Origin of the sequence: Pseudobacillus wudalianchiensis, from assembly GCF_001685015.1 — a bacterium.
Taxonomy (GTDB): Bacteria; Bacillota; Bacilli; order Bacillales; family Domibacillaceae; genus Pseudobacillus; species Pseudobacillus wudalianchiensis.
Window position 1 is genome coordinate 434,367 of sequence record NZ_MAYT01000001.1, and the last position, 13,702, is coordinate 448,068.

General features: G+C 41.7%; 16 protein-coding genes. 9 read left to right on the top strand and 7 right to left on the bottom strand.

Going from position 1 to position 13,702, the window contains the following annotated elements:
- The first annotated feature begins 34 nt into the window (after positions 1–34).
- The gene (locus A8F95_RS02160) at positions 35–763 is read left to right on the top strand and encodes a tRNA (adenine(22)-N(1))-methyltransferase (RefSeq protein ID WP_065409018.1); all 729 of its coding nucleotides are present in this window, start codon (positions 35–37) and stop codon (positions 761–763) included.
- Entirely contained in the window at positions 741–1,859 is a 1,119-nt protein-coding gene (locus A8F95_RS02165) for a Nif3-like dinuclear metal center hexameric protein (RefSeq protein WP_065409019.1), read from the top strand. Before A8F95_RS02160 ends, A8F95_RS02165 begins: the two co-directional genes overlap by 23 nt.
- Positions 1,860–1,906: 47 nt before the next feature.
- Here the strand turns inward: A8F95_RS02165 and A8F95_RS02170 are convergent, their stop codons facing one another.
- On the bottom strand, positions 1,907–2,863 hold the full coding sequence (locus A8F95_RS02170; protein ID WP_065409020.1) for a 4-hydroxy-3-methylbut-2-enyl diphosphate reductase: 957 nt from the start codon (positions 2,861–2,863) through the stop codon (positions 1,907–1,909).
- Between the two features lie 91 nt (positions 2,864–2,954).
- Positions 2,955–3,422, bottom strand: a complete 468-nt coding sequence (gene vrrA / locus A8F95_RS02175) for a VrrA/YqfQ family protein (protein WP_065409021.1) — start codon at positions 3,420–3,422, stop codon at positions 2,955–2,957.
- 284 nt (positions 3,423–3,706) lie between these two features.
- Here vrrA and A8F95_RS02180 point away from each other — a divergent pair, with 284 nt between their 5' ends.
- Complete coding sequence (locus A8F95_RS02180; RefSeq protein WP_065409022.1) at positions 3,707–5,026, top strand: DEAD/DEAH box helicase; 1,320 nt, start codon at positions 3,707–3,709, stop codon at positions 5,024–5,026.
- Positions 5,027–5,119: 93 nt separating this feature from the next.
- Complete coding sequence (locus A8F95_RS02185) at positions 5,120–6,016, top strand: deoxyribonuclease IV (protein ID WP_065409023.1); 897 nt, start codon at positions 5,120–5,122, stop codon at positions 6,014–6,016.
- Positions 6,017–6,246: 230 nt separating this feature from the next.
- Here A8F95_RS02185 and A8F95_RS02190 read toward each other — a convergent pair whose 3' ends face one another.
- Positions 6,247–6,501 carry a DUF2624 domain-containing protein gene (locus A8F95_RS02190; protein ID WP_077247169.1) on the bottom strand — a complete coding sequence of 85 codons (255 nt, stop codon included), beginning with the start codon at positions 6,499–6,501 and terminating at the stop codon, positions 6,247–6,249.
- Positions 6,502–6,609: 108 nt separating this feature from the next.
- On the opposite strand from A8F95_RS02190, the gene A8F95_RS02195 reads away from it, so the two are divergent.
- The 4 genes from A8F95_RS02195 to A8F95_RS02210 all read left to right on the top strand — a co-directional run bounded on the left by A8F95_RS02195 (position 6,610) and on the right by A8F95_RS02210 (position 9,632).
- A complete protein-coding gene (locus tag A8F95_RS02195; RefSeq protein ID WP_065409437.1) occupies positions 6,610–7,482 on the top strand; it encodes a YitT family protein in 873 nt (290 codons plus the stop codon).
- Between the two features lie 112 nt (positions 7,483–7,594).
- Positions 7,595–8,374, top strand: a complete 780-nt coding sequence (locus A8F95_RS02200; protein WP_065409024.1) for a metal ABC transporter ATP-binding protein — start codon at positions 7,595–7,597, stop codon at positions 8,372–8,374.
- On the top strand, positions 8,371–9,207 hold the full coding sequence (locus A8F95_RS02205; protein WP_065409025.1) for a metal ABC transporter permease: 837 nt from the start codon (positions 8,371–8,373) through the stop codon (positions 9,205–9,207). Before A8F95_RS02200 ends, A8F95_RS02205 begins: the two co-directional genes overlap by 4 nt.
- A gap of 5 nt (positions 9,208–9,212) precedes the next feature.
- A complete protein-coding gene (locus A8F95_RS02210; protein WP_065409026.1) occupies positions 9,213–9,632 on the top strand; it encodes a Fur family transcriptional regulator in 420 nt (139 codons plus the stop codon).
- Between the two features lie 66 nt (positions 9,633–9,698).
- Here A8F95_RS02210 and A8F95_RS02215 read toward each other — a convergent pair whose 3' ends face one another.
- Positions 9,699–10,301, bottom strand: coding sequence for a 5' nucleotidase, NT5C type (locus A8F95_RS02215; protein ID WP_065409027.1), 603 nt, complete (start codon positions 10,299–10,301; stop codon positions 9,699–9,701).
- A 148-nt stretch (positions 10,302–10,449) separates the two neighbouring features.
- Here A8F95_RS02215 and A8F95_RS02220 point away from each other — a divergent pair, with 148 nt between their 5' ends.
- The gene (locus tag A8F95_RS02220) at positions 10,450–10,830 is read left to right on the top strand and encodes a DUF4190 domain-containing protein (protein ID WP_245671051.1); all 381 of its coding nucleotides are present in this window, start codon (positions 10,450–10,452) and stop codon (positions 10,828–10,830) included.
- Between the two features lie 153 nt (positions 10,831–10,983).
- On the opposite strand, the gene ispG is transcribed toward A8F95_RS02220, so the two are convergent.
- From ispG to A8F95_RS02235, 3 genes are all read right to left on the bottom strand, one after another.
- Positions 10,984–12,081, bottom strand: a complete 1,098-nt coding sequence (gene ispG / locus A8F95_RS02225; protein WP_231603639.1) for a flavodoxin-dependent (E)-4-hydroxy-3-methylbut-2-enyl-diphosphate synthase — start codon at positions 12,079–12,081, stop codon at positions 10,984–10,986.
- Between the two features lie 204 nt (positions 12,082–12,285).
- Positions 12,286–12,615, bottom strand: a complete 330-nt coding sequence (locus tag A8F95_RS02230; protein WP_065409028.1) for a LysM peptidoglycan-binding domain-containing protein — start codon at positions 12,613–12,615, stop codon at positions 12,286–12,288.
- Positions 12,616–12,800: 185 nt separating this feature from the next.
- Entirely contained in the window at positions 12,801–13,589 is a 789-nt protein-coding gene (locus A8F95_RS02235) for a DUF1189 domain-containing protein (protein WP_065409029.1), read from the bottom strand.
- Positions 13,590–13,702 lie beyond the last annotated feature (113 nt).

Genomic DNA, 13,702 nt, shown 5'->3' on the forward strand with positions numbered 1-13,702 from the left:
GGAAGCGGAACATTAAAATAAAAGTGGTGACACGATGAATATTAATCAATTATCAAAGCGTTTAATGGCCGTAGCTGCCCGTATTCCAGCGCAGGCGGTTATGGCGGATATTGGCTCTGATCATGCTTATTTGCCTTGCTACGCGATCAATAAGGGCTTAGCTGTGAAGGCTATTGCTGGTGAAGTGGCAGACGGTCCCCTGCAGGCGGCTGAACAGCAGGTGAAAGCTGCTGGACTTGAAGGAGAAATTGATGTACGCAAAGGCAATGGGCTTGAAGTCATTTCGGCCGGTGAAGTGGATTGTGTCACGATTGCCGGTATGGGCGGCACCCTCATTACTTCTATCTTGAACGAAGGAAAAGAAAAGCTGGAGGGCGTAAAGCGGCTCGTTCTGCAGCCAAATCTTCGGGCTGATCATATTCGTAAGTGGCTGATAGAGAACGACTGGGAGCTAATCGATGAAGTCATTATGGAAGAAGACGGGAAAATATATGAGATTTTAACAGCAGAAAAGGGAGACGCCGAAAAACCGTACAGCACAAGAAAGGAACTGAAATTGCTCACAGGCCCGATGTTGCTTGCTGAAAAAAACGAAGCATTTCTTAAAAAGTGGAAAAGAGAAGCAGACCAATTAGAAGTAGTGTTGAAAAATTTAGAAAAAGCGGGAAATCAGCAAGCGGCAAAGGAAAAGAAACAAAGCGTGCTGCGGGAGCTTCAATTGATTAAGGAGGCGATTAGTAGTGAAGAAAGTGAACGGACATGAAGTGATTCAATTATTTGAACAGTTCTCTCCCAAGAAATATGCAATGGAAGGCGATAAAATTGGCTTGCAAGTAGGCCGGTTAAATAAGCCGGTTGAACGTGTTCTTATAGCCCTTGATGTGCTTGAAGAAGTAGTAGACGAAGCTATTGAAAAGGATGTGCAGCTCATTATTGCCCATCACCCTCTTATTTTTCGCCCGTTAAAGTCTATTGTCACGAGTGATCCGTCTGGAAGGCTGCTGGAGAAATTAATTAAGCATGACATTGCTGTCTATGCAGCCCATACCAATTTAGATGTGGCGAAAGGCGGTGTGAATGATCTTTTAGCTGCAGCTCTTGAGTTAACGGAAACAAAGGTTCTCGTACCGACGTTTCAAGATGGTTTAAAGAAGCTTGCTGTGTTTGTTCCGGCAGATCATGCAGAGGAGATGCGCCAAGCCCTAGGGGAAGCAGGAGCAGGGTTTATCGGCGAGTATAGCCATTGTTCATTTTCGACGGATGGAATTGGGCGCTTTATGCCTGGCGACCAAACAAATCCGTATATCGGACAAGCCGGCCAATTGGAAAAGGTAGAAGAGGTTAAAATAGAAACGATCTATCCGGAGAGCTTGGAGAAAACCGTGTTGTCTGCTATGCTGAAGACTCACCCTTACGAAGAAGTGGCCTACGATATCTATCCACTGGATAATGAGGGAGAAGCACTGGGCCTCGGCAGAATCGGCAAGTTAGAGAAGTCGATGACGTTGGGTGAGTTTGCTGAGCATGTAAAAGAAAAACTAGAGGTTAAAGGTGTTCGTGTTGTCGGAGACTTAACAGGTCATGTAAGAAAAGTAGCGGTGCTCGGAGGCGACGGCAATAAGTATTTTCAATCGGCTAAATTTCAGGGAGCTGATGTGTACGTCACTGGTGATTTTTATTACCATACCGCTCATGATGCACTTGCTATCGGATTAAAAGTAGTAGATCCTGGTCACAATGTGGAAAAGGTAATGAAAGTGGGAACTGCGAACAAGATGACGTCTTTAGCGGCGGAAAAGGACTTTGATGTGCAATTTATTCCTTCCTCTGTTCATACTGACCCCTTTACATTTGTATAAAAACAAACAAGCTGATCCTTTGCCATGGATCAGCTTGTTTGTTTTTCTTAACGAGTCGTTAAGGTTGATCTTTTTACTTTGGGCAAGATTTTATTGAGCGGAACTTTTTTCTCTCGACCCCATGTACTTTCATCTTCCGGATCGAACTGTTCTAAAAACTGGATGACTTCTTTTACAATGGGTGTCGGCGTAGAAGCTCCGGCTGTGACAGCTGCTACTTTGGCATCCTTGATCCAATCGATCTCAATTTCCGACACATCAGCAACCCGATAAGCAGTCGTACCGGCAATCTCCATAGAGACCTGAGCTAAGCGATTGGAGTTATTGCTTTTTGGATCGCCTACAACGATCAATACATCTGCTTCGCCTGCTTGTTCTGCTACCGCTTCTTGGCGAACTTGCGTAGCTAGGCAAATTTCTTTGTGCATTTCGGAATGCGGGTATTTTTCTTTAATTTTGTCCATAATATCAGCTACATCCCATTGGCTCATCGTTGTCTGGTTCGTTACGATGACTTTCGGACTTTTTATCGCTAGCTTCTCGACATCTTCGGGCTTTTCAACTAAATGAATGATCTCTGGGGCAACTCCTAGTGCTCCTTCTGGTTCAGGATGGCCCTTTTTTCCGATGTAGATAATTTCATAGCCTTCTACTTTTTTCTCCCGAATTAAATCGTGGGTTTTCGTTACATCTGGACAAGTGGCGTCAATCGTAACCAAATTCTTTTTGCGGGCAAGCTCTCTCACTTCAGGAGAGACACCGTGAGCGGTGAAAATGACAGTCCCTTTATCGACTTGCTCTAAAATTTCTTTACGGTTGCTGCCTTCAAGCGTTATGATGCCTTCTTCCTCAAAGGCATCTGTTACATGCTTATTGTGGACGATCATTCCGAGAATATAAATCGGGCGTGGCAACGTTTTATCTAGAGCGGCGTTCCGAGCGATCACCATCGCATCTACTACGCCGTAACAGTATCCCCTTGGCGCAATCTTAATGAGTTCCATAAAAAAACCTCCTATTTTTATAATCGGAGTGAATAGTGTACGAATTCATTATATAGGAGGAAGACGAACTTTGGAAGTGAACAGCCGCTTCTTAAATATAAAGTTTCGGTCTAGATGATTTAGGTTTCAGTTCTTGGGGAGAGATATCGTCCGTTTCTTCTGGCGCTTCCGTCTCTGCTTTTACTTTTGATGTTGGCCGCTTAGGCTCTGTTTTGGGCGTATCTGCTGATTGTTTCTTTTTCTTTTGTTCGGTTTCTTCAGCTTGGTTATCATCTTTTTGTTCTTCATCTGCATTAGGAAGAGACTTTAACCCTTTATACAGCCTCCACATTGAAGGTAAATTCTTTACCATTGGTCCATATTGTTGGACAATCGGGCCAAATTGCTGAACGGTTTTCAGCACTTGCTGTGTATTAGCTAACATTTGCTGTAAGTTAATCGGGTTAGCTGCTTTTTGGGCAATCGCTCCTGCCCCTTGACGTTCAAATCCGGTTAGACCAGGCCCGATCCCGGCCCCTTGCCTTAGACGCCCGAGCAATCCTCGACCTGTTAATCCCATGCCACCGCCTCCTGGAATGCCAGGGGGAGGCGGCATGGGTGAAAAACCTCTCATGGGAGGCGGATAGTTGAAAGAGGGCGGGGGACGGTTGCCGCGTGGAAAAGGAATCATAACTAGTTCATCCTTTCGTGTATTTTTCTTCTTCGTTATTGTATGCAGTAAAAAGCAAAAAGGTTTTTCCATAAAAATAGATGAATCGTTCAGAGCCCTTTGATTTATGAATCATTTTGATATAATATCAGAATGGAGAAAAAGGCTTATTTAAGCCAAAAGGAGTGTCACACTTGGCAAATCATCAATTTGAAAAGTACGGATTTCAGCCGTTTATCAATAAAGGAATAGAACAATTAGGGTTTTATGAACCGACTGATATACAAACGAGAATGATCCCGCTTGTTTTAAAAGGGGAAAGTGCGATTGGACAATCGCAAACTGGGACAGGAAAGACGCATTCTTATATTTTGCCGATTCTTCATAAAATAAATCCCGCTAAAAAAGAAGTACAGGCTGTTATTACGGCGCCGACTAGAGAGCTTGCTAATCAAATTTATCAAGAAATTCTTAAAATTACTCGATTGTCTGATGATGAAATTACAGCCCGCTGTTATATTGGAGGAACGGACAAGCAGCGTGATATTGAAAAACTAAAAAATCAACCGCATATCGTTGTTGGTACACCTGGAAGAATCAACGATTTGATCAAAGCTCAAGCGTTATCTGTTTATAAAGCTAGCATGCTTGTGATTGATGAAGCCGACTTAATGCTTGATATGGGATTTATTATGGATGTCGATCAAATCGCTTCCAGAATGCCTGAGCAGTTGAGCATATATGTCTTTTCAGCAACCATTCCTGAAAAGTTAAAACCATTTTTGAAGAAATACATGGAAAACCCTGAATTCATTCACATTCAGCCAAAGCATATCTCGGCAGAAAATATTCATCATGTTCTTGTTCCGAAGAAGAGTCGAGAAAAAATTGATCTGCTCGCTGATATGCTGCAAGCCTACAATCCTTATTTAGCTGTGATTTTTACGAACACGAAGCAAAAAGCGGATGAAGTGGCAGATGCCTTGTTAGAGAAGGGCTTGAAAACAGGCCGCATACACGGCGATTTGTCACCGCGTGACCGTAAAAAAATGATGAAGCAAATTCGAGATTTGGACTATCAATTTATTGTAGCAACCGATCTTGCAGCTAGAGGAATTGACATCGAAGGAGTCAGCCATGTCATCAATTACGAGCTGCCAAAGGATCTAGATTTCTACGTTCATCGGGCAGGGCGAACTGCTCGGGCTGGTTCTTCAGGAATATGTGCAACGATTTATACTCCTTCTGATGAGGATGCACTTGTTCGCCTGGAAAAGCTAGGTATTAGCTTCAGTCATGCTGATTTACGTCATGGTGAGTGGATAGAACTTGTTGACCGTAATCAACGGAAAAAGCGCGAGAAAACGGCGGATGAAATTGATGCCAAAGCAAAATCAATCGTTCGTAAGCCGAAAAAAGTAAAACCGGGTTATAAGAAGAAAATGCAAAGAGAAATGACACAATTTAAAAAGCGAGAGCGCCGTTTGGAAACGAAGCGTAATAACAAGGGTTAACATACAAACGAAAAGACCTGCTGCTGCGGGTCTTTTTTGCTGAAAAAGGTGTGTTTTTTTAGTAAAATAGTAAGGGAAGAAGGAGAGATCGTTATGTTGAAAATTGGATCCCATGTTTCCATGAGTGGGAAAAAGATGCTGCTGGGAGCGAGTGAAGAGGCGGCTTCTTATGGTGCTAATACATTTATGATTTATACAGGAGCCCCCCAGAACACGAGAAGGAAGAAAATTGAAGAGCTTAATATTGAAAAAGGCTGGCTTCATATGAAGGAAAACAACATGGTCGATATCGTTGTCCATGCTCCTTATATTATTAACATCGGCAACTCTGTCAATGCGAGCACTTTCGAACTAGGTGTTGATTTTCTAAGAATGGAAATAGAACGCACGGCAGCGCTCGGTGCTAAACAGATTGTTCTCCACCCTGGCGCTCATGTAGGCGCAGGTTCAGAGACAGGCATCAAGAAAATTATTGAAGGGCTAAACGAAGTTTTAACGAAAGATATAGATGTACAAATTGCCCTTGAAACGATGGCTGGAAAAGGTTCAGAGTGTGGAGCCTCTTTTGAGGAACTGGCCATGATTATGGACGGAGTGCATTTAAATGATAAATTGTCGGTTTGTTTTGATACATGTCACACTCATGATGCCGGTTATTCAATAAAAGAAGATTTTGATGGGGTGCTTGATCAATTTGACCGCATTGTTGGAGTGGAGCGGATTAAAGTCTTGCACATTAACGATAGCAAAAATGAGCAAGGAGCCCGGAAAGACCGTCACGAAAATATTGGCTTTGGCCACATTGGCTTTGAAGCTCTTAACTATATTGTCCATCATCCTCAATTGATAGAGGTGCCGAAAATACTAGAAACACCTTATGTTGGCGAAGACAAAAAATCACGAAAACCGCCTTACAAATTTGAAATTGAGATGTTCAGACAAAAAACATTTGATGAAGCGGTTCTTGGAAAAGTAGTAGCCGTTCATTAACGTATTAATATTTATGTAGTGGATAGCAGCAAAGTGAAGCAACGTTAAGGGAATGTTTAGTTTTATAAGTTTCATTAATTGTCTTTTCCTGCTAAAAACTAGGGAGTGGCCTTTTAGCAGGAAAAGAGCGTTGCTTTCCAATCCAGACGAGCAGCTTGTTATTGTTTGCATAAATATTCGATTTTAGATTATAAATTCCATCCTTTGGGCAATCAATTGCTCAGACCTTCTTATTGTAAAAATGTTTTAAGCAATTTATTAAGCTTATCTGCGGTTTGTTTATTTGTAATGGCGGCAATTTCCCTCAATAAATTGACCCTCTCCTGCTCATTGAATAAATCAATTCTCCGGCTGCGCAACAGGCTGGCGACTCTTTCGGCTTCCTCTCGCTTCAGTGGGATATCAAGCCCTTTCGCATACTTTAACAGTTCATCTCCTGTCATCATTTGTGCCTTTTGATTAATTATGTTTTGTAAGAATTTCACTGACAATCACTCCTTTTCTTCTATGGTTAATGTATGAGGGAAAGAAAAGAAGGTGATTCAGAGACAAAAGAAAGCAGAAAGAATACTTTAAATAAAAGGAATGATGTTATGCCCAAACAACATAAAAAAGAAAAGAAATCTCATGCTCTATACCGGCTTCTTATGATTTTCATGGGGGCGGCTTTTGCGGCGGCCGCGATTGAGCTGTTTCTTGTTCCTAACAATATTATTGATGGCGGAATTATCGGAATTTCATTAATTTTAAGTTATTTATTTGAGCATCCGCTGCTGAATTTCTCTACATTTGTTGTTTTGTTAAATATCCCGTTTTTATATTTTGGTTACAAACAGATTGGAAAAACGTTTATGTTTTCTTCTTTGTTTGGCATTGTGTGTCTTGCTGTAGTAGAAAATAGCTTCCACCGATTTGGCCCCTTTACGGATCAGCCAGTCCTAGCGGCAGTATTTGGCGGTCTGCTCCTCGGTATAGGGGTGGGACTTGTTATTCGCCATGGCGGAACACTAGATGGCACTGAAATACTTGGAATCCTAATGACGAAAAAGCTGCCTTTCTCAGTTGGAGAATTTGTCATGTTTATTAATATTTTTATTTTTGGATGGGCTGCTTTTGTTCTAGGTGCGGAGAATGCCATGTACTCTGTGATGACTTACTATATAGCCTTTAAAGCGATTGACACGGTCATCCAGGGACTTGAAGAAACAAAGGCATGTATTATTATCTCTGATTTCTATGAAGAAATGTCTGACGTGATTCTTCATCGTCTTGGGCGGGGAACAACGAAGTTAAAAGGAAAAGGTGGATTTACTGACTCGGATAAGGAAGTTATTTACGTTGTCGTCACACGTTTGGAAGTGACAAAATTAAAAACCATTATTAATGATGTGGATCCGGATGCCTTTTTAACGATCATGAACACACATGAAACAAGAGGAGGCCGCTTTAAAGCGGCTATTCACTAATAAAAATTGGAGCTGTCTATCTAAGGACAGTTCCAATTTACTTTTTCCGTTAAATGTTGTATACTTCATTTGGTTCATAAATCGTAATCATTCTTATAAAGGAGACACTTCAATGAATCCATCATCTGTCATTGAAATTAAAAACGTGTCCTACCGTTACGACCGGGATAATGTGTTAGAAAACATTCAATTATCTGTCCCTAAAGGGGCTTTTTTAGGTTTAGTAGGTCCAAATGGCTCAGGAAAATCAACTTTGCTCAAACTTATTCTGGGTTTATTGAAAGTAAAAGAAGGAGAAATTCTTCTCTTTGGCACCCCTCAGAAGAATTTTAAAAATTGGGATCGAATTGGGTTTGTTTCACAAAAAGCCAATTCCTTCAATACTGGTTTCCCTGCTACCGTCTATGAAGTAGTAGCAAGTGGTCTAACAAAGAAGCTGGGGCTCTTTCGACTGCCTGGCAGCAAAGAGAAACAGGCTATTAAAGCAGCAGTAGCAGCAGTAGGAATGGAGCAATTCTTGACAAGAAACATTGGAGAGCTTTCCGGAGGGCAGCAGCAGCGTGTATTTATTGCCAGAGCGATTGTGTCCAAGCCTGATATTCTAATTCTTGACGAGCCTACCGTCGGGGTAGACAGCAAAAATGTTGAATCATTTTACGAAATGCTTTCTTATTTAAATAAGAAAATGGGAATCACCCTTTTGTTAGTCACACATGATATTGGCATTATCAGTGATAAAGTGACTCACGTAGCCTGCCTTAATAAATATTTACATTTTCACGGCAGCATGAAACAGTTTGAAACACTGAATGAAGATGATTTATCCGCTTTATACGGGCATGGCATCCATCTGCTTGATCATCATCATGATCATCAGGAGGCAGATATATGATTGAAGCAATAGGCCAATATGAATTTCTTCAAAATGCTTTTTTAACCGGCATGATTATTGGAGTTATTGCACCATTGCTTGGTGCTTTTATCGTTGTAAGAAGGTTATCGCTCATTGCGGATGCTCTCAGTCACGTAACACTTGCGGGGATTGCTGCTGGATTGTACTTTGGCCAGACCTTTACTTTTCTTGCTTGGCTGAATCCGATGTATTCAGGAATGGTTTTTTCGGTAATCGGCTCTTTGTTTATTGAACGGCTAAGAACAGTGTATAAGCACTATCAAGAGCTGGCCATTCCGATTATTTTGTCAGGTGGAATAGGAATAGGGGTTATTTTTATTTCACTAGCGGATGGGTTTAATACGGATCTATTCAGTTATTTATTTGGAAGTGTTAGTGCTGTCAGCCGTGAGGATCTCTGGCTAATCTGCATTGTCAGCGTCGTCGTAATGGCGACGGTATATCTATTGTATAAAGAGCTATTCCTATTGTCATTTGATGAAGAGCACGCGAAAGCTTCTGGAATACCGGCTAAGTCCATCCACTTTATCTTTATTATTCTTGTTGCTTTAGTCATTGCAGCTTCTATGCGGATTGTTGGTGTGCTGCTTGTATCAGCGCTTATGACGTTACCGGTGGCGGCCTCTATGCGGATGGCAAAAGGGTTTAAACAGACTATCGCTTATTCTGTGTTATTTGGCGAAATAGCTGTTATTACAGGACTAATTAGTGCCTTTTATTTAGACTTGGCTCCAGGTGGGACCATCGTGGTAGCTTCCATCCTGATTTTACTGCTCGTCATTGCAGCTAAAAAATTCGTAAAGGCGGGGTGAAAAACATGAATTTAACGGAAGCGGTCGAACTTTTAAAAAAGCGGGGATATAAGCAGACGGGCAAAAGGGAGGACATGCTTGAGCTGTTTGCGCGGAAGGACAAGTACTTAACCGCCAAAGATGTGCTCGAAGAAATGAAAGGGAATTATCCAGGGCTCAGCTTTGATACGATCTATCGAAATTTAGCTTTGTTTGTGGAAATGGGGATTTTAGAGGAGACGGAATTATCTGGTGAACGACATTACCGATTCACTTGTTCACATAAGGAGCATCATCACCATTTTATTTGTTTAGCTTGTGGAAAGACACGAGAAATTCATCTGTGCCCGATGGATCACGTTCATGAACTGCCAGGCTATGAAGTGTCGGGCCATAAGTTTGAAATATACGGAACGTGCCCAGCCTGCTTGCCGGCAGAAGCATAGTAAAATGGATACATTACGTAAAAAAGGATGCGATAAAAACGGAACGTCGTTTTTATCGCATCCTTTTTAATATGAATTTTCACTAATAGAAACGGCTTTTGTTGGGTGAACCCATCGATTCACCCATTGTTCTGCTTGAGCCCAGTTATCGACTCGAATGACTCCATCAGGAATAGGATCCTGGTTGTATGGTGTATTGAATAAGAGAACAGGAATACGCAATTCTTCATGGATGCTTACCGCGTTATCGTGTTTATCTTCAAGAAAAATGTCTACTTTATACTGTTTTGCTGCTTTGATTTTATCGTGTGAACCAATGAGTTCTATCCGATCGTATAAAATATCCTGCTCCTCAAACCATCGCTCTGTTATGTTCATCAGATGATTTCTGCGGGCACTAATAAAAAATAACTGGAATTGTTCTTTCCACTTCAACAAGACTTCTTTTGCTCCTTCAGCAAGCGGAGAGCTTGCATAAATAGCCGGTTCTCTTTTGTTAAACCAGTCGCTAAAGCGCTCAGCCGGAATATCTAGGGCCTCAGATAAATCGTATTTTTTTATATCATCAAGCGTAATGTTTAAGGAAAAATCCTGATTAATGAATGGAATCAAACTTGTTGGACACGTAACGGTTCCATCAATGTCGATGCCAAAACGTTTCGCTTTCATCATTTTTTGCTCCTTACGTTGTAAAATCTTTATCAAAGTGTATCATATTTTGACGAAGAGTGTTAGGAAAGATCACCTGAATAATTTTAATGGAAAATCAAATACTATAAAAGCTCCTTAAATGATAAAAGCGAGGGGATGAGCAGTAATGGACAACAGAGATAATCCAATGGACAATAAGTTCGATAAAGACCCAATGCCAACAGGCGAAACGGGAATGTATGAGAAAACAGGATTGTACAAGGAAGAAACAGCTGCTGAACTGACTGAGCCAATTCCCTCACGCCAGCAGGAGCAGCCGGATAACAGCCAAAAGAATAAAGCAACGACAGGCGGTCGTGGAATGGGATATGCCGGTCTAATCGTTTCTGTTATTGCGTTATTCATTATGCCGGTGTTGCTAGGGATCGTTGGCATTGTTCTTGGCTTCTTCGCAAGAAGCAGGGGAGAACAGAGTCTTGGCGCTTGGGCAATTGGTATAGGAGCCGCTGCTGTGATCATGGGGCTGTTTGTTTTACCCTTTTTTTAGATAATAATAAAAGCCTGGCGAATGCCAGGCTTTTAAGATGTTGACAAACGTTCTCTTTTTGTTGCGCGCCTTGAAAGACAACTGGTTCAATCAGCTTGATAAGAATAGGATTGAATAATAATGATAAGGAAAAGCCTGGCAAATGCCAGGCTTTTATACGTTTTGTGCTTCTGCTTCTTGCTGGCGGTAGTATTCTTCAGCAATTTTATCAATTTCTTTTTTCAATTCCTCTACCATCGTTTCCTCTGGTACTTTACGAACAATCTGTCCTTTTCGGAATAGCAGGCCTTCACCGCGCGCGCCGGCGATGCCGATATCTGCTTCGCGTGCTTCTCCCGGTCCGTTTACAGCACAGCCGAGCACAGCTACTTTAATAGGCGCTTTGATTTTTTGGATGTACTCTTCCACTTCATTGGCAATGCTGATTAAATCAATCTCAATGCGGCCGCATGTTGGGCAGGAGATTAATGTAGCAGCATTGGAAGAAAGACCAAAATCTTTTAATAGCTCTCTTGCAACTTTTATTTCCTCAACAGGATCGGCACTTAGGGAAATACGTAACGTATTGCCGATGCCTTTGCTTAGGATTGCTCCCAGGCCGGCAGCGCTTTTCACTGTACCAGCAAATAAAGTACCGGATTCGGTAATGCCAAGGTGAAGCGGATAATCAAATGCTCGTGCAGCTTTTTCATATGCCTCAATGGCTAAATTAACATCCGATGCTTTCATCGAAACGATAATATCATGGAAATCGAGGTCTTCCAAAATTTTGATATGGTGAAGAGCACTTTCTACCATGCCATCTGCTGTAGGATAACCGTACTTTTCTAAAATACGGCGTTCAAGACTTCCCGCGTTGACACCGATACGAATCGGAATGCCTTTCGCTTTAGCAGCATTGACAACGGCTTCTACCTTTTCCCGTCGGCCGATGTTCCCTGGGTTGATCCGTATTTTGTCTGCTCCGCCTTCAATCGCTTTGAGAGCGAGCTTATAGTCAAAATGTATATCCACGACTAGTGGGATATTAATTTGTTTTTTAATTGCTGCGATGGCATTAGCCGCACGCTCATCCGGACAAGCAACACGAACAATTTGGCACCCAGCCTCTTCAAGACGATGGATCTGTTGAACCGTCGCTTCGACATCGTGAGTTTTGGTTGTTGTCATACTTTGAATAAATAGTTCATTGCTTCCGCCGATGGTTAAGTTTCCGACTTTCACCGGGCGTGTATTTGAACGGTGGATAATTTCACTCAATGGTGACTCGCCCCTTTTCATTCTGATAAAAAGCTGCTTCAATCATCAATTGTAACAGTAATCGGGCAGATCTGACAAGAAAATGACAACGGAAAAAGGTTTCTTTTGTATAGGCGGGCAGCAAGACCCTTGCCATGAAGCGTTTTATTGGTCGTGCCTTATCCTAAGTAAGTACAGCTACGGAGAATACGATTTTTACTCATCCTCATATAGTGGAAATTTATAGCGTTCACCCAGCCGAATATTGTCCGGGGAAACACCATTATTTAATTTTTGAAAGTCAGACACTGCTGTTTCAAGATCTGCAGGAAGTTGGCCGCCGTGCAAGGAAGCCAGTATAGAAAGAACCGTGTCACCAGCTTTTACTTCTATTTCTTCATAGGGGGCAGAAGGCAGACTTTTGCTTTCTGCTTTTACAGCCTTCTTTTCACTTTCTTCTATGCGAGGCAGTGAGCCATTGGTGAAGTCATTCCAGAGGCCGGCAGCGATGACGATGAGAGTGATAAAAATTAAAAAGTTTTTCATAATTCCACCTCTTTTTCCTACTATATGCTTGTCCTAAAAAAATAGACCAGCAAAAGGGAAAAAGGGGGTTAGGCTGTTGATAAACGCTCGCTTTCTTCGTTGTTCGTCTGCCCGCGCTTATAATTAGGTTTCGCCCCTTGAAGGGCTATCATGTATAGAAGAAATCTTATCTACAGTCTCAAGGGTTAATTCGCTGCTTTCTGCTTTTTAGACTTGGGCAGCGGAATAGAGCGGATAGCTAAAAAGAGCATAAGAGCCGTTATCAGCCAGTCTATAAGGAAGCTGAAAGGCAATGTGATACCTGCTAAACGCAACAGAGAAAAAAGTATAATAGCCGGTGTCATAGCATAGGCAGCTAGACGCCAGCTTTGCCGATAAAACAATTTTCTACCTGTTACCTGCTTAAAAAGCATACCAATAGCAGCCAAAACAGAAACTTTTAAAAAGCCCATACAGGAGGTGAAAAGATAATAAAGAATAAAAAGAACCGGTAAAATGATGGCTGAATAGGCTTGAAGTGAATGAGTATAATGAATCACTGTCTCCTTGTTTATCGCTGCGATGCCAGGAAAATCATAAGAGATCGTCTGCAGTTGGCCTCCTGCTGATAAAACAAGCTCTTCTTTTAAAAGCCCGATAGCCTGATCTTTGTTGGCTAAATCGCTAGCCGAGACGGTACCTGCCGGATCAAAAACAATATCAGTGACTCCTTTTTTCAACCATTTCGTTTTTGTTTCAGGAGAAGTAAGTTGACCGTTCTCAATCGTAAAGGACGGCAGCTCTTCCTTCGCTACTTCTTTAAATGAGGAGAGACCGCTCGTTGCCAGCAGGCTAAATTGGATCATAAAGGGCAGGGATGAGAGTAGCATTAATAAGAAAATGTAAGAAATGGTTTTGCCTATTCCTTGAAAACGAAAAAAAGAAATCGATTTTGGAGAATAGAGGCTCTTCCATAACTGGTGAAAAATGTTCATATTGTAAATCCTCCTTCTCGTTATTCTATTCTGATTTCTCTTGTTTTTTCAAGCTTAGCGAATAGTTTTTGGTTTATTTTGTAACATAAATGTAATATGTCCCCCTCAATGTT

Coding starts and splice junctions, on each gene's coding strand:
- A8F95_RS02200 (WP_065409024.1), top strand. CDS start 7,595: ATGAATCCATCATCTGTCATTGAAATTAAAAACGTGTCCTACCGTTAC.
- A8F95_RS02195 (WP_065409437.1), top strand. CDS start 6,610: ATGCCCAAACAACATAAAAAAGAAAAGAAATCTCATGCTCTATACCGG.
- A8F95_RS02215 (WP_065409027.1), bottom strand. CDS start 10,301: ATGAAAGCGAAACGTTTTGGCATCGACATTGATGGAACCGTTACGTGT.
- A8F95_RS02210 (WP_065409026.1), top strand. CDS start 9,213: ATGAATTTAACGGAAGCGGTCGAACTTTTAAAAAAGCGGGGATATAAG.
- A8F95_RS02220 (WP_245671051.1), top strand. CDS start 10,450: ATGGACAACAGAGATAATCCAATGGACAATAAGTTCGATAAAGACCCA.
- A8F95_RS02235 (WP_065409029.1), bottom strand. CDS start 13,589: ATGAACATTTTTCACCAGTTATGGAAGAGCCTCTATTCTCCAAAATCG.
- A8F95_RS02230 (WP_065409028.1), bottom strand. CDS start 12,615: ATGAAAAACTTTTTAATTTTTATCACTCTCATCGTCATCGCTGCCGGC.
- A8F95_RS02205 (WP_065409025.1), top strand. CDS start 8,371: ATGATTGAAGCAATAGGCCAATATGAATTTCTTCAAAATGCTTTTTTA.
- A8F95_RS02160 (WP_065409018.1), top strand. CDS start 35: ATGAATATTAATCAATTATCAAAGCGTTTAATGGCCGTAGCTGCCCGT.
- A8F95_RS02185 (WP_065409023.1), top strand. CDS start 5,120: ATGTTGAAAATTGGATCCCATGTTTCCATGAGTGGGAAAAAGATGCTG.
- A8F95_RS02170 (WP_065409020.1), bottom strand. CDS start 2,863: ATGGAACTCATTAAGATTGCGCCAAGGGGATACTGTTACGGCGTAGTA.
- vrrA (WP_065409021.1), bottom strand. CDS start 3,422: ATGGGATTAACAGGTCGAGGATTGCTCGGGCGTCTAAGGCAAGGGGCC.